Annotated in this window: 12 protein-coding genes and 1 pseudogene; 3 read left to right on the top strand and 10 right to left on the bottom strand. The window is 68.7% G+C overall.

Features of this window, described 5'->3' with window-relative positions; genetic code table 11:
* Positions 1 to 96 precede the first annotated feature (96 nt).
* Positions 97 to 1,101: an MlaA family lipoprotein gene (locus WS87_RS28615; RefSeq protein WP_059818505.1), complete on the bottom strand. Its 1,005-nt coding sequence runs from the start codon at positions 1,099 to 1,101 to the stop codon at positions 97 to 99.
* Positions 1,097 to 3,728: pseudogene (locus tag WS87_RS28610) on the bottom strand (MMPL family transporter); the annotation flags it as partial. The pseudogene WS87_RS28610 and the gene WS87_RS28615, both read right to left, overlap by 5 nt.
* 327 nt (positions 3,729 to 4,055) lie before the next feature.
* On the opposite strand from WS87_RS28610, the gene WS87_RS28605 reads away from it, so the two are divergent.
* Complete coding sequence (locus WS87_RS28605; RefSeq protein WP_059529002.1) at positions 4,056 to 4,652, top strand: MlaC/ttg2D family ABC transporter substrate-binding protein; 597 nt, start codon at positions 4,056 to 4,058, stop codon at positions 4,650 to 4,652.
* Between the two features lie 108 nt (positions 4,653 to 4,760).
* Here WS87_RS28605 and WS87_RS28600 read toward each other — a convergent pair whose 3' ends face one another.
* From WS87_RS28600 to glcD, 8 genes are all read right to left on the bottom strand, one after another.
* A complete protein-coding gene (locus WS87_RS28600) occupies positions 4,761 to 5,405 on the bottom strand; it encodes a response regulator (RefSeq protein WP_059818503.1) in 645 nt (214 codons plus the stop codon).
* A 31-nt stretch (positions 5,406 to 5,436) separates the two neighbouring features.
* The gene (locus tag WS87_RS28595; RefSeq protein ID WP_059698177.1) at positions 5,437 to 6,816 is read right to left on the bottom strand and encodes a cache domain-containing protein; all 1,380 of its coding nucleotides are present in this window, start codon (positions 6,814 to 6,816) and stop codon (positions 5,437 to 5,439) included.
* A gap of 131 nt (positions 6,817 to 6,947) precedes the next feature.
* Positions 6,948 to 8,510, bottom strand: a complete 1,563-nt coding sequence (locus tag WS87_RS28590) for a sensor domain-containing diguanylate cyclase (RefSeq protein WP_059818502.1) — start codon at positions 8,508 to 8,510, stop codon at positions 6,948 to 6,950.
* 548 nt (positions 8,511 to 9,058) lie between these two features.
* Positions 9,059 to 11,233, bottom strand: a complete 2,175-nt coding sequence (locus WS87_RS28585; protein ID WP_059818501.1) for a malate synthase G — start codon at positions 11,231 to 11,233, stop codon at positions 9,059 to 9,061.
* A gap of 42 nt (positions 11,234 to 11,275) precedes the next feature.
* Positions 11,276 to 11,680, bottom strand: a complete 405-nt coding sequence (locus WS87_RS28580; protein WP_059818500.1) for a GlcG/HbpS family heme-binding protein — start codon at positions 11,678 to 11,680, stop codon at positions 11,276 to 11,278.
* A gap of 22 nt (positions 11,681 to 11,702) precedes the next feature.
* On the bottom strand, positions 11,703 to 12,923 hold the full coding sequence (gene glcF, locus WS87_RS28575) for a glycolate oxidase subunit GlcF (protein ID WP_059818499.1): 1,221 nt from the start codon (positions 12,921 to 12,923) through the stop codon (positions 11,703 to 11,705).
* Between the two features lie 25 nt (positions 12,924 to 12,948).
* On the bottom strand, positions 12,949 to 14,031 hold the full coding sequence (gene glcE, locus WS87_RS28570) for a glycolate oxidase subunit GlcE (protein ID WP_059818498.1): 1,083 nt from the start codon (positions 14,029 to 14,031) through the stop codon (positions 12,949 to 12,951).
* The gene (glcD, locus tag WS87_RS28565; RefSeq protein ID WP_059818497.1) at positions 14,031 to 15,530 is read right to left on the bottom strand and encodes a glycolate oxidase subunit GlcD; all 1,500 of its coding nucleotides are present in this window, start codon (positions 15,528 to 15,530) and stop codon (positions 14,031 to 14,033) included. The genes glcE and glcD overlap by 1 nt, the downstream gene beginning before the upstream one ends.
* 233 nt (positions 15,531 to 15,763) lie before the next feature.
* On the opposite strand from glcD, the gene glcC reads away from it, so the two are divergent.
* Both glcC and WS87_RS28555 read left to right on the top strand, forming a co-directional pair.
* The gene (gene glcC, locus WS87_RS28560) at positions 15,764 to 16,534 is read left to right on the top strand and encodes a transcriptional regulator GlcC (RefSeq protein WP_059818496.1); all 771 of its coding nucleotides are present in this window, start codon (positions 15,764 to 15,766) and stop codon (positions 16,532 to 16,534) included.
* A gap of 196 nt (positions 16,535 to 16,730) precedes the next feature.
* The gene (locus WS87_RS28555) at positions 16,731 to 18,212 is read left to right on the top strand and encodes a nitronate monooxygenase (protein WP_059818495.1); all 1,482 of its coding nucleotides are present in this window, start codon (positions 16,731 to 16,733) and stop codon (positions 18,210 to 18,212) included.
* The last annotated feature ends 88 nt before the right edge of the window (positions 18,213 to 18,300 follow it).

Raw genomic sequence — 18,300 nt, 5'->3', positions numbered from 1 at the left:
CTTCTCCCCCCCCTTCCCTTTTCGTTTCGCGTACGCGCAAAAAAAGAGCGCTGCATGATGCAGCGCTCTTCGGTTTGCGGGCGGATGCCGTGCGCGTTACTGCACGGCCGGACCGCTCGCGGGCACCGTCGGCATCGCCGGCGCGATCGGTGCGCCGTTGGTAGCCGGCGCAGTCGTCGCCCCGGCGGACGCAGCCGCCGGCGCCGCCGCCGGCGCACTCGCCGGCGTCGCGCCGTCGGCACCCGGATCCTCATACTGCGGCAACCCCGGCGCGGCCGGCGCGTTGTTCGGTGCCGTGCCCGATGCGCCGCCCGACTCGCCCGGATCCTCGTAATTCGGCAAGCCCGGCACGGTCGGCGCGGCCGCCGGCACCGCGCCCGATTCACCCGGCTCGGTGTAGTTCGGCGGCGCGGCCGATGCCGACTGGCCGCGATACGTCAGCGACTTGCGCTGCTGCAGATACGCATCGCGGACGAACGAGTACGGATCGAGCGCCGCCTGTTTCAGCAGATCGGTCGCGCCGAGCAGGTCCGAACGCGCGCTGATGAACTGCGCGATGTACATCGGATTGCGCGCGGCCGGCTCGATGTAGTTGAGCAGGTTGAAGCGGACGTCCACCGCGCGGCCGACGCCATCGCGGATCGTGCTCGGCCCGAACACGGGCAGCACGAGGTACGGGCCGGACGGCACGCCCCAGCGCGCCATCGTCAGCCCGAAATCCTGGTGATGCTTGGGCAGCCCGGCCGGCGTCGCGATGTCAATCAGGCCGCCGACACCGAACACCGAGTTCATCGCCACGCGCATCAGATCCTGCGTCGCATCGGTGATGCGCAGCTGCAACAGGTTGTTGGCCATGTTGCCGAGATCGCCGAGGTTCGAGAAGAAGTTGCTGATCGCGGTGCGCACGGGCGTCGGCGTGACCTTCTGGTAACCCTTCGCGATCGGCACGGCGATGTTCGTGTCGACCGTGTCGTTGAACTTGTACATCGCCCGGTTCATCGGCTCGAGCGGGTCGTTGGGGTTGCGGTTCGGGCCCGTCGCGCAGCCGCTCAGCACCGCGCTGGCAGCGACGGTCGCCGCAATGATTCGCACCTTGTTCATTATTTCCTTGCGATTGGTTCTTTGGCGCGTTTGACGCGCGGTTTGCCCATCAGGACGGGCTGAAACACCACGGCGCCGATCAGGGTGCAGGTCAACGCCAGCGCGAGCAGCTTGCCCATGCTCGACGTGCCCGGATGATGCGACAGCCACAGGCTGCCAAAGGCGGTTGCGGTCGTCGCGGCGCTGAACAGCACCGCGTGCGTGAGGCTCGACTGCAGCAGGCCCGTCTGGCCCGCGCGCCACGCCATCACGAAGTACACCTTGAACGCGACGCCGACGCCGAGCATCAGCGGCAGCGCGATGATGTTCGCGAAGTTCAGCGACATGCCGAGCACGACGCACATCTCGAGCGTGACGAGCCCCGACACGAGCAACGGCACCAGCGTGCGCAGCACGTCGCCGAAGCGGCGCAGCGTGATCCACAGCAGGATCGTGATCGACAGGATCGACCACAGCGCCGCGTGCAGGAACGCGTTGATGATCGTGTCGGCCGAATGCAGGATCGAGATCGGGCCGCCGATCGCGCCCGGCTCAGCGGCCTTCACCGCCTTCGCGAAGCGGCGCAGCATCGTGTCGTCGTTCGGGTCGACGCCCTTCGGCACCTTCGGCGAAATCTGCACGAGCGCGTGACCGTCCGGCGCGATCCAGTCGCGCACGAGCTGCGGCGGCAGCGCGTCGCGCGTGATGTCCTGCGGCTGCAGCAGCGTCGCGAGCTGATTGAGCGCGATGCGCAGCGTGTCGGAGAACGCGCGTTCGGCGCGGTCGCGCGTCGCGCTGTCGGCGGCGGCGAGCTTCGCGAGCGATGCCGACAGATGCTGGGCGGCGGCCGCGCCCGGGCCCGGGTGATCTTCCGCCGCGTAGCTCAGCAGGTCCGACACGCGCTTGAGCGCGGCGACGCGCTGCGCGTCGGTCGCGGCCGGCGCGGCCGGTTGCGTCAGCGCGGGCAGCAGATCGCTCGCGGCCGCGGCGATCGCCGCACGCTTGGCCGGCTGGTCGGCCGGCACGAAGGTCGACAGCGTCGTCGTGCGGCCGACTTCCGGCAGCGCATCGAGGCGCTTCGCGGCCGCGTCGGCCTCGGCGAGCGACGGCGCGAGCAGCGTGACGTCGTTGACGGCCGCTTCGGGCGAATCCTTCAGCGCGAGCAGCGTCGCCATCGATTCGCTGTTCGGATCCTTCAGGTGCAGCGGATTGAAGTCGAAGTGCAGGAACGCGAGCAGCGGCAGCGCGCCGATCACGACCGCGAGCGTGCCGATCAGGATCGGCTTGCGATGGCGATCGAGGAAGTCGTCGACCGGGGCGAGCCACGGAAAGCCCGGCGTCTTCGATTCGCCCGGCGGCGCGAACAGGCGCAGCAGCGCGGGCAGCAGCGTGAGCGTGGTCAGCAGCGCGACGAACATCCCGACGCCCGCGATCAGGCCGAGCTCCGACACGCCGCGATAGGCCGTGGGAATGAACGAGAAGAAGCTCGCCGCGACCGCCGTGGTGGCCAGTGCGAGCGGCATGCCCATCGAGTGCGCGGCACCGATCAGCGCGTGATCGATGCGCGGATCGCGGAAGCGTTCCTCACGGTATTTCACGCCGTACTGAATCGAGAAGTCGACGCCGAGGCCGACGAACAGCACCATGAACGCGACCGAGATCATGTTCAGCGAACCGACCATCGCGAGGCCGAGCGCCGCGGTCACGACGAGGCCGACGAACAGCGTGACCAGCACCGAGCCGATCATCCGCTTCGAGCGCAGCGCGAGCCACAGGATCACGAGCACGGCGAGGAGCGTGAGCGCGCCGTTGAGCGCGGCGCCGTCTTCCACCGATGCGAATTCGTCGTCGGCGAGCGGTTGTTCGCCGGTCAGGCGCACGATCGCGCCGTAGCGTTGCTCGAGGCCGAGCGCTTTCGCGGTGTCGCGGATCACCTGGGTCGTTTCGGCGCCGGCCTTCAGCGCACCGTAGTTGACGACCGGCTGCACCGTGACGAACGCGCGGGCCGGCTGGCGTGCGGCATCGCTGTCGACCAGCCCGCGCCACGAGAACGCGGCGGGCTTGCCGGCCAGCACGTCGTCGACCGTCGCGGCGCTGCGCGCAAGCAGCTTCGCCATCGCGGGCAGCTTCACCTGGCCGGTCAGGAGCGGCTGGCCAAGCGTGGTGGACAGCGTGGTCGCGAGCCCGGTCAGGCTCGGGTTCTTCGCGAGTTCGTTGACGAGCGGCCGTGCGCTCGCGAGCTGCGTCGTCGTGTCCGTCACTTCCTGCGGCGACAGGAACAGCAGCCCGTTGTGCTCGAAGAACGGGCCGCCGCCGGGTTCGGCGACCTGGCCGATGCGGCCGGCGTCGGCCTGCTTCTGCAGGGCTTCGGTGAGCGTATGCGCGGCGGCGGTCGCGAATTCGGGCGCCGGGGCCTCGACCACCGCGAGGATCGTGCCGTTGCGTTGCGGGAAGGCCTTGTCGACGGCCTGGCCGAGCGCGGCCCACTGGGGTTCCGCGTCGACGAGCTTGCTGATGTCCGTGTTGATCTTGAAGTGCTGCGCGACGTAGACGCCGCTGAAGACGGCGACGACGAGCGATAGCACGACGACCCAGACGGGGCGGCGTACCGACCATGCGACGAGTCGGACGATGAGAGATGTCACCATGTGGCGGTGGGAAGGGGCTGGCAAGGACAAAACAACGAGTATACCGGCGCAACGTGGCGTCGGTCGCGACGATGGAGCGTAAAGGGGCGGGAAGGATATTTGCTCCGCGGCGCAGGAATCGGCGCGCAGCGCCCGGCGATTCGTATGGGGATACTTACATAATCGACCGGCATCGTGCCGCGGCGGGGCCTGTGACAAAAGGGGTTGAAAGGTAACAGTCGGTCACCGCGCGGCAGGCCGGCCGCCGGGCCGCTATACTTCGACCCACCGGCCGATGCCACCGATGCAATCCGCCGGCCGTTTTTTCTCATCGAGTGCGATATCCGTATGAAACGTCATCTGTTTGCTTTCGTCGCGGCGGCCGCCGTGTCGGTTTCCGCTTTCGCGCAGAGCGCGCCCGTCGACATCGTCCGCAATGCGGTCGAAGGCACCGTCAACGCGATGAAGGCCGATCCGGGTGCGCGCGGCGGCGACATGGCGAAAGTCACGCAAGTCGTCGAGCAGCGCTTCCTGCCCGCGACGAACTTCGAACGCACGACCCGCATCGCGGTCGGCGATGCCTGGAAGCAGGCGACGCCGCAACAGCAGCAGGAGCTGTACAAGCAGTTCAAGCTGCTGATGACGCGCACCTATGCCGCGTCGCTCGCGCAGCTCGGCGGCCAGGACGCGAAGTTCTCGTTCAAGGCCGGCGGCGCGTCGGGCGCCGATGCGCTGGTGCAGTCGACGGTCACGACGCCGGGCGACAGCCAGTCGGTCGGCTATCGCCTCGGCAAGGTCGGCAACGACTGGAAAATCTACGACATCGACATGTCGGGCGCGTGGCTGATCCAGGTCTACCAGGGCCAGTTCAAGGGCCAGCTCGCGTCGGGCGGCATCGACGGCCTGATCGCATATCTGCAGAAGCACAACGCGCGGACGAACTGATCGCCGCCGGTCGGCCGGCATGTTCAGCATGCCGGCATGCATCAAGGGCGCCCTCGGGCGCCCTTTTTCGTTGCGGGTTCGGAATGACGCGGCACCCGTGTCGGGGCGCTACCGCCGCCGATGCTCGACCGCGAACTTGATCAGCTCCGCCTGCCCTTCGATCTCGAGCTTGCGCTTCAGATTGAGCCGGTGCGTTTCCACCGTGCGCACCGACAGCCCCGTCTGCTGCGCGATCTGCTTGCTCGACAGCCCCTCGGCCAGCGCATCGAGGATGTCGCGTTCGCGCGGCGTCAGGCGGTCGAGCGGCGACGCGGCCGCGCTCGCCTGGATCATCCGCGCGGCGAGCCCTTCGCTGAAGAACGTCTGCCCCGTGAGCACCGCGCCGATCGCACGCACGATCTCGCTCGCGGGCGAATCCTTCAGCAGATAGCCGCTCGCGCCGGCGCGCACGGCCTGCGTCACGTATTCGATGTTGTCGTGCATCGACAGCATCAGCACGCGAATCCCCGGAAAGCGCTCGTGGAAGATGCCGGCGAGCGTGATGCCGTTCATCCCGTTCATGCCGACGTCCATCAGCGCGAGATCGGGCTCGAGCGACGCGGCGAGCGCGAGCGCCTCGTCCGCGTTGCCGGCTTCGCCGACCACGGACAGGTCGGCCGCCTCGAGCCGCATCCGCAGGCCGTCGCGCACCAGCGGGTGATCGTCGACGAGCAGCAGTCGGGCGGCGGGCTGGACGGTATCGGGGGCGCTCATGGGCAAAGGTCTCCGGTGATGGGGCGCGTGCTCAGGCGGCGCGCAGCGGCACGCGCGCGGCCACGACGGTGTGGCCGACCTGCGACGTGATCGTCAATGTGCCGCCGAGCGCGTCGAGGCGCTCGCGCATGTTGCGCAGCCCGATGCCGCGGCGCGCATCGGTCTGCGACCGCTCGGCGTCGAAGCCGCAGCCGTTGTCGGCGATGGTCAGCGTGGCGGAATGCGCGCCGACGTCGAGCGTGACGGCCGCGCGCGATGCCTGCGCATGATGCACGATGTTGCTGAGCGCTTCCTGCGCGATCCGGAACAGCGCCGTATTGACCGGCGCGGGCAACGGCCGCGCGCCGCTGTGCGCGACCTGCGTATAGCCGATGTCGATGCCGCTTTCCGCGCCGAGCTCGCGCACGAGCTGCTCGAGCGCGGCCGCGAGGCCGAGATCGTCGAGCATCGCCGGGCGCAGCGCATGCGAGATACGCCGCACTTCGCGCAGCGTGTCGCCGAGCCGCCCGACGCCGGACGCGAGCGCCTGCTCGGCTTCGGGCATGCGCGTCGCGCCGCGCTCGAAGCGCGCGAGCGCGGATTCGAGCATCAGCTTCGCGGACACCATCATCTGGCTGATCCCGTCATGCAGTTCGCGCGACAGCCGCTCGCGCTCCTGTTCCTGCGATTCGACGACACGCTGCGCGAGCTGCTTGAGCTTCGCGTCGGCGCTGCGCGATTCGCTGACGTTCAGCACCAGCGCGCAGACGGCGATCGCCGCCGCGCCGGTCAGCGCGATCGCGGTGAGCCAGCTCATCGTCCGCTCGATGTTCGCGGACGCGCGCGCGTCGATGCGTTGCAGCGCGGTGTCGACGTCGTCGAGATAGATGCCGGTGCCGACCATCCAGCCCCAGCGTTCGAGCGCGACGACGTAGCCGAGCTTCGGCGCGGGCTTGCCCGTCGACGGCCGCTGCCACGTGTAGCGCACGTAGCCGCCGCCGTGCGATGCGGCGCCGATCAGCTGCTGGATCGTCAGCGCGCCTTGCGGGTCGCGCATCGACCAGTAGTTGTGGCCGACGCGCTCGGGCTCGCGCGGGTGCATCAGCGCATTGCCGTGCAGGTCGTAGACGAAGAAATAACCGTCGGGGCCGAAATCCATCTTCTGCAGCATCGCGAGCGCCTGCGTGCGGAGCAACGCGTCGTCGCGCGCATTGCGGCCGCTCGCGTCGTACAGCGGCATGATCGCGCTCGTCGCGAGCTCGACGTAATGCTTCAGCTCGATTTCCTTGCTCGACAGGTAGGCGGCCTGGATCGTCGCGTGCTGCGTGCGCGCGAGCGACGTCGCCTGCTGGCGCACGCCGAAGCCGATGCCGGCGATCGCGAGCAGGAATGGAACGATCGCCAGGAGGAAAATCTTTGCCTTGAGTCTCATGGTGGTGTGAAGCGGGCGCGGGCCGGCCGGCGCATGTGTCTGTCGCGCGGCGGCGGCGAGCCGACATTGTCGGCGATTTCGCCCGCGGGCGATCGGAAGGCCCGGGCGACGGCCTGCCGGCCTGCCGTGGCTCAGGCGCGCCGCGGCGTGCGATCGACGCTCACGGCCGTCTGCACGACGACCCGGTTGCGTCCGCGTTCCTTCGCGCGGTACAGCGCGTCGTCGGCGAGCTTCAGCGCGGCCTGGATGCTGTCGTCGCGCTCCGGATAGCAGGTCGTCACGCCGATGCTCGCGGTCAGGCAGTCGGACGAGCCCGTGGCGTGCCGGATGCCGAGATCGAGGATGCCGGTGCGGATCGCTTCGGCGATCGTCACGGCGCCGGGCGTGTCGACGTCGGGCAGCACGACGACGAACTCCTCGCCGCCGTAGCGGGCCGCATAGTCGGCCGGGCGCCGCAGGCAGCCGGCGATGCAGCGGCCGACCGCGGCGAGCGCGTCGTCGCCGGCCTGGTGGCCTTGCGTGTCGTTGTAGCGCTTGAAGTGATCGACGTCGACGAACAGCAGCGACAGCGCATGTTGCGAGCGTGCCGCGCGGCGCCATTCGCGCTCGAGCGTGACGTCGAGCATGCGGCGGTTGTCGAGGCCGGTGAGGCCGTCGGTGCGCGCGAGCGCCTGCAGTTCGGTTTCCGCGCGGTGACGCTTGCGCAGTTGCACGTCGAGCAGCAGCGACAAGCCGACGAAGCCGAGCGCGAGCATGGCCATCGCCGAGCCGATCGGGATCGCGCGGTCGTACCACGCGGCGTAGGTGTCGGCTTCCGAGCGCGCGACCATGATGATCAGCGGCAGATTTTCGAGATGCCGAAACACGTACAGGCGGCGCACGCCGTCGATCGACGCGGTATCGGCGAAGCTGCCCTCATTCGCGGTCATGAAGTGACGGAACGTGCTGGCCTTGCTGATGTCGCGGCCGACGATCGCCGGATCGTACGGCTTGCGCGCGACCATCCGGCCGTCGGTGTTGATCAGCGCGACGGAGCCGCGATCGCCGAGCGCCAGGCGCGAGAACAGGTTCTGGAAATATTCGAGCCGGATCGACATCACGGCGACGCCGCCGAACGACCCGTCGGGCCGCGTGATCCGCCGGCTGAGCGCGATGCTCAGCGAGCCGCCGCGCAGCCGCGAATGGTACGGATCGCTGACGTACAGGCCGACGTTCGGGTGGTCGCGGTGCACCGTGAAATACGGTTCGTTGCTGAAGTTGGCCTTGCGCGGCACATCGCTCATGCCGTCGACCGCGATGTCGCCGTTCGCGTCGAGCACGTAGATGCCGCCGAGGTATTTGGCCGTCGTCGCGCGGTCGAACAGCACCTGGCGGCGCAGCGACATCGGCAGCGCGGCGACCGCGGGATCGTTCGAGCCGTCGACGACCGCCTGCAGCGACAGCGAATAGATCTCGATGTTGCGCTCGATGTCCCACGACGCCATCAGCGCGATGTTCTGCTGGGTGGTGCGCGCGCGATCGCGTGCGTCGATGCGGCCTTCGTACAGCACGATGGCGCACAGCAGCAACAGGAGCAGCGCGATCAGCAGCCCTGAATAGAAGATCAGGTGCGGCAGCAGGAACCGGCGAAATTGCGCGGCGATGCGGCCCGTCAAGCCGGATTCGCTGGGCATTGCGTAGTCGGTTTCTGCCATGGTCCGTGGATCGATGGGCATCGCCGCCAGGCGGCGGGCCGATGCGATTGTTCGTATGATTTGCCGGCGGCGATCCGGTGCGCGGTCTCCGATGCGCACGCCGCCCGATCGGCCGGAGAACCGGAGCCGATCATCGATGATTGCGGTCGGATAAACCGCAAAAATCGCTCCATTCACCAGGAGGACTGGCCGCGATTCAACGATCCGACTAATCGGGCGGCGCGGATTGTTCCGAGTATAACGCGCGTATTTGTATACGCGGAGAATGTTGCGGACCGTTGATCCGGATCAAATTATCGCCGTGGCCAATACTTGCCAATCGCGCGTGGAGCGTTGCGGTGCAAGGCGTTGCGCCAGGGGCGGCGCGGTGCGCATTCCACGGTCGCCGGTTTAACAATTTTAACGGCCGGTGAAGCAGGAACTTGAAGCGGTGCGCGACGGACCGATTATCGATTTCGATGTCCGCGTGAATTCGCAGATGAAAACGGGCGGCCACGATGGCCGCCCGTTTCGCGAAACCGCATGCGGGAAAGCCCGCATGCAAGGGTTTACGCGCCGTGCTGCTGCGCCTTGTACGCGAGCCGGAACCGATGCAGCAGCGGCTCGGTATAACCGCTCGGCTGCGACGTGCCCTGCAGCGCCAGCGCGCACGCGGCCTGGAATGCCGTCGACTGGTCATAGCCGGGCGCCATCGGGCGATAGTTCGGGTCGCCAGCGTTCTGCTGATCGACGACGCGCGCCATCCGCTTGAACACGTCGAGCACGAACGCCTCGGTGATCACGCCGTGGCGCAGCCAGTTCGCGATGTGCTGGCTCGAGATGCGCAGCGTCGCGCGGTCTTCCATCAGGCCGACGTCGTGGATGTCCGGCACCTTCGAGCAGCCGACGCCCTGTTCGACCCAGCGCACGACGTAGCCGAGGATGCCCTGCGCGTTGTTCTCGACTTCGCTCAGGATCTCGGCCTCGCTCCACTCGGCGCGTTCGACGACCGGCACGGTCAGCAGGCCTTCGAGCAGCGCGTCGCGTTCGCTCGCATACGGCGTCTTCTCGAGTTCCTGCTGGACGGCCTGCACGTCGACGAGGTGGTAGTGCAGCGCATGCAGCGTCGCGGCAGTCGGCGACGGCACCCACGCCGTGTTCGCGCCGGCGCGCGGATGCGCGATCTTCTGCTCGAGCATCGCGTGCATCAGGTCCGGCATCGCCCACATGCCCTTGCCGATCTGCGCGCGGCCGCGCAGGCCGGCCGACAGGCCCGCGAGCACGTTGTTGCGCTCGTACGACTGGATCCACGCCGACGACTTCATGTCGCCCTTGCGGATCATCGGGCCTGCCTCCATCGCGGTGTGCATCTCGTCGCCGGTGCGATCGAGGAAGCCGGTGTTGATGAACGCGACGCGCGCGGCGGCGGCCGCGATACAGGCGGCGAGGTTCACGCTGGTGCGGCGCTCCTCGTCCATGATGCCCATCTTCAGCGTGTTGCGCGGCAGGCCGTACAGGTCCTCGATGCGCGCGAACAGCGTGTCGGCGAACGCGACTTCGACCGGGCCGTGCATCTTCGGCTTCACGATGTAGATCGAGCCCGTGCGCGAGTTGCGCTTCGCCTTCAGGTCGTGCAGCGAGCACAGCACCGTGACGACGCCGTCGAGGATGCCTTCCGGAATTTCGTTGCCGTCGCGGTCGAGCACCGCGCCGTTGGTCATCAGGTGGCCGACGTTGCGCACGAACAGCAGCGAGCGGCCATGCAGCGTCAGCGTGCCGCCGGCCGGCGTCGTGTATTCGCGATCGGCGTTCAGGCGGCGCGTGAAGGTCTTGCCGCCCTTCGCGACTTCCTCGACCAGCGTGCCCTGCATCAGGCCGAGCCAGTTGCGATAGAGCTGGACCTTGTCGTCGGCGTCGACCGCCGCGACCGAATCCTCACAGTCGATGATCGTGCTGACCGCGGCTTCGAGCACGACGTCCTTCACGTTCGCGAGATCGGCGCGGCCGATGGGGGTCGACGCGTCGATCTGGATCTCGAGGTGCAGGCCGTTGTGCTTCAGCAGGATCGCGGACGGTGCGCCTGCCGCGCCCTGGTAGCCGACGAACTGCGCCGGCTGCGCGAGGTGCACGACGCCCTTGCCGGTTTCGACGGCGAGCTGGCCGTCCTCCACGCGATAGCGCAGTGCATCGCGGTGCGAGCCGCTCGCGAGCGGCGCCGCGTTGTCGAGCACGTTACGCGCGTAGTCGATCACGCGCTGGCCGCGCGTCGGGTTGTAGGCCGTGGTGCGTTCGGCGCCGCCGTCCTCGGGCAGCGCGTCGGTGCCGTACAGTGCGTCGTACAGGCTGCCCCAGCGCGCGTTCGCGGCGTTCAGCGCATAGCGCGCGTTCGACAGCGGCACGACGAGCTGCGGGCCGGCCTGCGTCGCGATCTCGCTGTCGACGTTCGCGGTGGCTGCCGCAACGTTCGACGGGACCGGCACGAGGTAGCCGATCTGTTCGAGGAACGCGCGATACGCGGCGTGGTCGCGCACCGGGCCGGGGTGCGCGCGATGCCACGCGTCGAGTTCCAACTGCAGGCGGTCGCGTTCCGCGAGCAGTTCGCGGTTGCGCGGTGCGAGATCGTGCACCAGGGCCGAGAAACCGCTCCAGAAGGCGGCCTTGTCGATACCGGTGCCCGGCAGTGCTTCGTTTTCAATGAACTGGCTCAGCGCTGGCGCGACTTGCAGTCCTGCTTGGTCGATCATCGTGATTCCTCCCGGGGAAAAAATCGCGCGCGGCTTGGCTGGTTATGCCGCGACGCTTTGTGTGCCGGCGCGGGCGATCTGCGCGTCCTGTTCGGACTTTACGCCAGACACGCCGATCGCGCCCGCAATGCGGCCGTTCACCGTCACCGGCACGCCGCCTTCGAGCAACCCCGTCAGCGGCACGCTCAGAAACGCCGTGCGGCCACCGTTGATCATATCCTCATACGCCTTCGTCTCGCGACGGCCGAGCGCCGCCGCGCGCGCCTTGTCCTGCGCGATGCAGGCGCTGGCCGCCGATGCACCGTCGAGGCGCGCGAACGCGAGCAGGTGGCCGCCGTCGTCGACGACGGCGATCGACACGGCCCAGCCGTGGCGCTCGGCCTCCGCGCGGGCGGCCGCGAGCATGCGTTCGACGTCGGCGAGTTCGAGTTCGGGCTTGGTTTTCATGGCGTTCCTCCGGAATCAGCGGTCAGTTGACGAGTCGGTTGTCGACGAGCTCGATCCAGTGGCGCACGCGCGTGCGGCCCGCGCCGTTCAGGTGAGTCTGGCAGCCGATGTTGGCCGTGACAATCAGGTCCGGCCGCGCGGCTTCGAGTGCGTCGAGCTTGTTGTCGCGTAGTTTGGTGGCGAGTTCGGGCTGCGTCAGCGCGTAGGTGCCGGCGGAGCCGCAGCACAGGTGGCCGTCGGCGACATTCGTCAGATCGAAGCCGAGCCGCGTCAGGATGCTTTCCACCGCGCCGCCGAGCCGCTGCGCGTGCTGCAGCGTGCACGGGCAATGAACCGCGACGCGGCGCTGCGTCGCATCGGCCAGCGCGTCGAGCGGCTCGGCCGCGACGACTTCCGCGAGATCGCGCGCGAGTGCGCTGACGCGCCGCGCCTTGTCGGCATAGACGGGGTCGGAGCGCAACAGCTCGCCGTATTCCTTCACGAATGCGCCGCAACCGCTCGCCGTCAGCACGATCGCCTCCGCGCCCGCCTCGATCGCGGGCCACCACGCATCGATGTTGCGGCGTGCGCGCGCGAGTCCGGCCTCCTGCGCGTTCAGGTGATATTCGGTCGCGCCGCAGCAGCCGGCCTCGCGCGCGGGCGTCACGCCGATGCCGAGCCGGTCGAGCACGCGCGCGGCGGCCGCGTTCGTGTTCGGCGACAGCGAAGGCTGCACGCAGCCTTCCAGCATCAGCACGCGCCGGGCATGGCGCACGGGCGGGCGCGGCGCGGCGGCGGGCACGGCGGCCGGAATCTTGTCCTGCAGCGTGCCGGGCAGCAGCGGGCGCAGCGCGCGGCCGGCCTTCAGCAGCGCGGCGAAGGTCGCAGGCCGCGGCACGACGTGACGCAGGCCGGCGCGCAGCAGGCGCTCGCGCGCCGGACGCCGCGCGCGCTTCTCGGCTTCCGCGCGGCCGATGTCGAGCAGCGTGTGATAGCGCACGCCGGACGGACAGGTCGTCTCGCAGTTGCGGCAGGTCAGGCAGCGGTCGAGATGCTGCTGCGTGCGCTCGCCGCACGGTTCGCCCTCGAGCATTTGCTTGATCAGGTAGATGCGTCCGCGCGGCCCGTCGAGCTCGTTGCCGAGCACCTGGTAGGTCGGGCAGGTCGCATTGCAGAAGCCGCAGTGCACGCACGCGCGCAGGATCGCTTCCGCTTCGTCGGCCCGGTCGAGGGCCTTGCTGGCTTCGCTGAGATTGGTTTGCATCGGCGGTTCGAAGTCGGGTTGGCGTTCAGACGTCGGCGTACAGGCGGCCGGGATTGAAAATCGCATGCGGATCCAGCTGCGCCTTCAGCTGGCGATGCACGCGCAGCAGCGCGGGCGGCAGCGGCTGGAACGGCTCGGACGTCGTGCCGGGCGTGAAGCAGGTCGCGTGGCCGCCCCACTGCGCGGCGAACCGCTGCACGTCGGCCGGTGCGGCGTCGGTTTTCAGCCAGCGCTGCGCGCCACCCCAGTCGACGAGCAGCGCGCCGGCGAGCGAATCGAGCGGCGCGGCGGCTGGCACCGACACGCGCCACAGCGGGCGCGGATCGTCGAAGAATGGCAGCGACAGGTCGCGCAGCCGTGCCCAGAACCCGTCGTCGCGATCGTCCATGCGCGCGCCGCCGATCGTGTCGCGCGCGGCCTTCACCGAGCCCTCGCCGCCTTCGAGGCGCACCCGCAGCACGCCGTCCGCGTGGCAGGCGCCCGCCAGCGGCAGCCCCGCGCGACGCCATCCGGCGACGCGCTGCACGGCTTCGGCGGCGGCGAGCGGCAACGCGAGATCGCCGGTCGCGCGCGGTTTCGGCAGCACCTTCAGCGACACCTCCGTCACGACGCCGAGACAGCCGAAGCTGCCCGCGAGCAGCCGCGACACGTCATAGCCCGCGACGTTCTTCATCACCTCGCCGCCGAAGCGCAGATGTTTCGCGTGGCCGGTGATCACGCGGCAGCCGAGCACGAAGTCGCGCACCGCGCCCGCCCACGGGCGGCGCGGCCCCGACAGCGCGGCCGCGAACATCCCGCCGACGGTGGCCGAGCCGCCGAACGTCGGCGGCTCGCACGGCAGCATCTGGCCGGCCGCGTCGAGCATCGCGTCGAGTTCGGCGAGCGGCGTGCCCGCGCGCGCAGTGATGACGAGTTCGGTCGGGTCGTACGCGACGATGCCGCGATGCGTGTGCATGTCGAGCGTGCGACCTTCGACGGCGCGGCCGACGAACGCCTTCGTGCCCGCGCCGCGAATGTGCAGCGGCTGGCGATCGTGGATCGCGGCGTCGACCTGCGCGACGAGCGCTGCGCTGTCGTCGATCGATTCGGGTTCGCGTTCGCGTCGCATCAAAAGCGCTCCAGTTCGGGAAACGGCAGCTTGCCGTGATGGACGTGCATCGCGCCGAATTCGGCGCAGCGATGCAGCGTCGGGATGTTCTTGCCGGGATTGAGCAGGCGCCGCGGATCGAACGCGGCCTTCACCGCGTGGAAGAACGTGATTTCGTCGGCGTTGAACTGCACGCACATCTGGTTGATCTTCTCGCGCCCGACGCCGTGTTCGCCGGTGATGCTGCCGCCCACTGCGACGCACAGCTCGAGGATCTTGCCGCCGAGCGCCTCCGCGCGGTCGAGCTCGCCGGGACGGTTCGCGTCGAACAGGATCAGCGGATGCATGTTGCCGTCGCCCGCATGGAACACGTTCGCGACCGGCAGCGCATATTCGGCGGACAGCGCGGCAATCCCTTCGAGCACGCGCGGCAGTTCGCGGCGCGGGATCGTGCCGTCCATGCAGTAATAGTCGGGCGACATGCGGCCGACCGCCGGGAACGCGTTCTTGCGGCCGGCCCAGAAACGCTGACGCTCCGCTTCGTCGCGCGCGACGCGGATTTCCGATGCGCCGGCGTCGCGCAGCAGCGCGGCGACGCGTTCGGCGTCTTCGTCGACGTCGGTTGCCGCGCCGTCGAGTTCGCACAGCAGGATCGCCTGCGCGTCGACCGGATAGCCCGCGTGGATGAAGTCTTCGGCCGCACGGATCGCGAGGTTGTCCATCATCTCGAGCCCGCCGGGGATCACGCCCGCGCCGATGATCCGCGCGACCGCCGCGCCGGCTTCGGCGACGTCGTCGAAGCTCGCCATCAGCACCTTCACGCTCGGCGGCAACGGCAGCAGCTTCACCGTCACCTCGGTGACGATGCCGAGCATCCCCTCCGAGCCGGTGAACAGCGCGAGCAGGTCGAAGCCGGGGGCGTCGAGCGCGTCGGCGCCGAGCGTCAGCGTGTCGCCGTCGATCGTCAGGATCTCGACCTTCAGGATGTTGTGCACCGTCAGCCCGTATTTGAGACAGTGCACGCCGCCCGCGTTTTCGGCGACGTTGCCGCCGATCGAGCATGCGATCTGCGACGACGGATCGGGCGCGTAGTAAAGGCCGTGCGGGGCCGCGGCCTGCGAGATCGCGAGGTTGCGCACGCCGGGCTGCACGCGCGCGATGCCGGCGTCGGCGTCGATTCCGAGAATCCGGTTGAACTTCGACATCACGAGCAGGATGCCCTTTTCGAGCGGCATCGCGCCGCCCGACAGGCCCGTGCCCGCGCCGCGCGCGACGACCGGCACGCCGTGCGCGGCCGCGACGCGCAGCACCGCGCGCACTTGCTCGACCGTGTCGGGCAGCACGACCGCGAGCGGCACCGTGCGGTACGCGGCGAGGCCGTCGCATTCGAACGGCTTCAGCGCCTCGCGTTCGTGCAGCACGTCGAGGCCGGGCGCCGCCGCGTCGAGCGCGGCGACGAGCGTGTCGCGGTCGACGGTCGCCAGCGGGCCGTCGATGCGTTCGTCGTAGGTGAAACTCATCGTGTGTCTCCCGTCTCCACCCTCTTCACCATGCAGGCGGCCGCGGGATGCGCGGCGCGCCGGATGGACCGCATTCTTGGCGGGAGGCCGGCACGTGTCCAGACGTTGCTGGCGTGGTCATACCAGTTTTTCGAGGCGTGCCTTTCGTGAGGACTCGATCAAGACATAAAACCCAATCCACACAGGGGTTTGTGAGAAAATCGACAACATTCGCCAGAAGTGGTCATACCAGTATGGAAAAGCAGGATCGACAAGCACCGGCGCGCAATGTCGCCGACGTCGTCGCCGAGCGGATCGAGCAGTTGATCGTCGACGGCGTGCTGAAGGCCGGGCAAGCGCTGCCGTCCGAGCGGCGGCTCACCGAGAAGCTCGGCGTGTCGCGCACGGCCGTGCGCGAAGGGATGAAGCTGCTGCGCGCGCGCGGGATCATCGACACGATGCACGGCAAGGGGTCGTTCGTCGCGAGCCTGACCCCGCAGCGCGAAGTCTCGCCGATGATGCATCTGCTCGGCTCGCAGCCGCGCACGCTGTACGACCTGTTCGAAGTGCGCGGGATGCTCGAGACCGAAGCCGCGCGGCTCGCCGCGCTGCGCGGCACGCCCGCCGACTTCATCCTGATCAAGCGCCGATACGAGGAAATGACCGCGGCCGACGCGCAGGATCTCGATCCGGCCGCGCGCGCGAAGCTCGACCATGCGTTCCATCTCGCGATCTGCGAGGCGTCGCACAATCCGGTGCTCGTCAACACGCTGCAATCGCTGACCGATCTGCTGCTCAGTTCCGTGTTCGCGTCGGTGAACAATCTCTATCACCGCGAGCTGCTGAAGAAGCAGATCGACCGCCAGCACGCGCGGCTCTACAACGCGGTGACTGGGCGGCTGCCCGACCAGGCGCGCAAGGCCGCGAGCGAGCATATCCGGCAGTGCGTCGATTATCTGCGCGAGATCGAAGCGGAGGAGCAGCGGCTCGTGCGCTCGACGCTGCGCCTCGAAGGATGGACCTGAGCCGCTTGAGCCGGCGTGGCCGTTGGCGCCGTGACATATATCAGGCATATTGCGCCATCCGTGCGGCCTGACGGTCGAATATGTCACAATCTGACGCATTCGATGCGTGGCCCGACACGGCCCGTTTCGCCCTGGCGCGACACGCGCCTTCGCGGTTGACCGTGACGTGCCGCCAATCCTTGAAGGAGGACGCTGCATGTCGATTCCGATGCATGGCGACGGGGCCGAGGCTCGCGCCGTCCAGATCCTGCATCGCCCCGTCTGCGACCTGCTCGGCTGTGCATGGCCGATCGTGCTTGCGGGCATGGGCGGCGTCGCGCGGGCGGAGCTCGCGAGTGCGGTGAGCGCCGCCGGCGGGTTCGGTTTTCTCGGGATGGTGCGCGAGCCGGTCGCGTTGATCCGGCGCGAGGTCGAACAGGTGCGCGCGGCCACCGAGCGGCCATTCGGCGTCAATCTGATTCCCGCGTCGACGCCGCCCGAGTTGCTCGATGCGCAGATCGATGCGTGTATCGAACTGCGTGTGCCTGTGGTTGCGTTGTTCTGGGACGTGATGCCGGCCGTCGTGCGGCGTCTGCGCGATGCGGGCGTGCGGGTGGTTCATCAGGTGGGCTCGCTCGACGATGCGCGCGCGGCCGAGGCGGCCGGGGCGCAGGCGCTGATCGCACAGGGGCGCGAGGCTGGCGGCCACGTGCGTGGTGATCGGCCGTTGGCCGAGTTGGTGCCTGAAGTGATTCGCGCGACGCGGTTGCCGGTGCTCGCGGCGGGCGGGATCGTCGACGGCGCCGACGTGGCCGCCGCGATGGCGCTCGGCGCGCAGGGCGCGGTGATGGGCACGGCGTTCATCGCGACGCACGAGTCGTTCGCGCATGCGTATCACCAGCAGCGGATCGTCGATGCGCGTGAAGGCGACACGTTGTTGACCGACATCTTTCACATCAACTGGCCGCGCGGTGCGCGGGTTCGTGTGCTGCCGTCGAGCGTGACGCGTGGCGAGCGCGGTGATCCGTTCAACGACGAGCGCGTCGTGATCGGCGACGAGAAAGGGCGGCCGATCTATCTGTTCAGCACCGACTCGCCGTTGCGTACGATGACCGGCGATGTCGAGGCGATGGCGTTGTATGCGGGCACGGGGGCCGGGCGAATTCGAGCGATCGAATCGGCCGGCGACTTGCTGCGCCGGATCGTGCGCGACGCGGCGGCGATCGTCGAGAAAGGTGCGGCGGTCTCACCGACGGGCGAGGTGAATGAGGACCGCACGGCATTGCTCGCGGCGCTCGACGAATTGCTGGAGGCGGAGCGCGCGGGTGCGCGCGTTGCATCTGAAACGGCGGAAGAGGTGACTGAAGATCCTGAACTCCATCGGCTGATCGCGCATATCCGACAGGACGAGGCGCATTGGTGCAGCGTGCTGGTCGATGCGATACGCACGCTCGGCGCGACGCCGACGCGCGCGACCGGCGCGTTCCATGAAAAGGCGATGGCGATCGATGATCTGGCCGAGCGGATGGCGTTTTTGAATCGCGGACAGCGGTGGGTCGTGCGCAAGCTGCAAGCGCTGCTGCCGACGCTCGCCGATCCGGATATTCATCACGCGCTGTCGTTGATGCTGGTCGCGCACGAGAAGAATATCGGCGCGGTGGATGTGCGGTTGAGGGAGAAGGGGGCGGGGAGCGTTTAGGTAGGGCGTATCCGCGCAGGTTCTTTGGGGATTGCCGAGGTGGGTATGGTCTATTTGGCCCTGACGTGAACACAGGCCCCATCAGAAT

Source organism: Burkholderia sp. MSMB0856, assembly GCF_001524645.2.
GTDB lineage: Bacteria > Pseudomonadota > Gammaproteobacteria > Burkholderiales > Burkholderiaceae > Burkholderia > Burkholderia diffusa.
The sequence above is the reverse complement of the archived record's forward strand: the minus strand, read 5'-3'. Positions and strand labels throughout refer to the sequence as shown.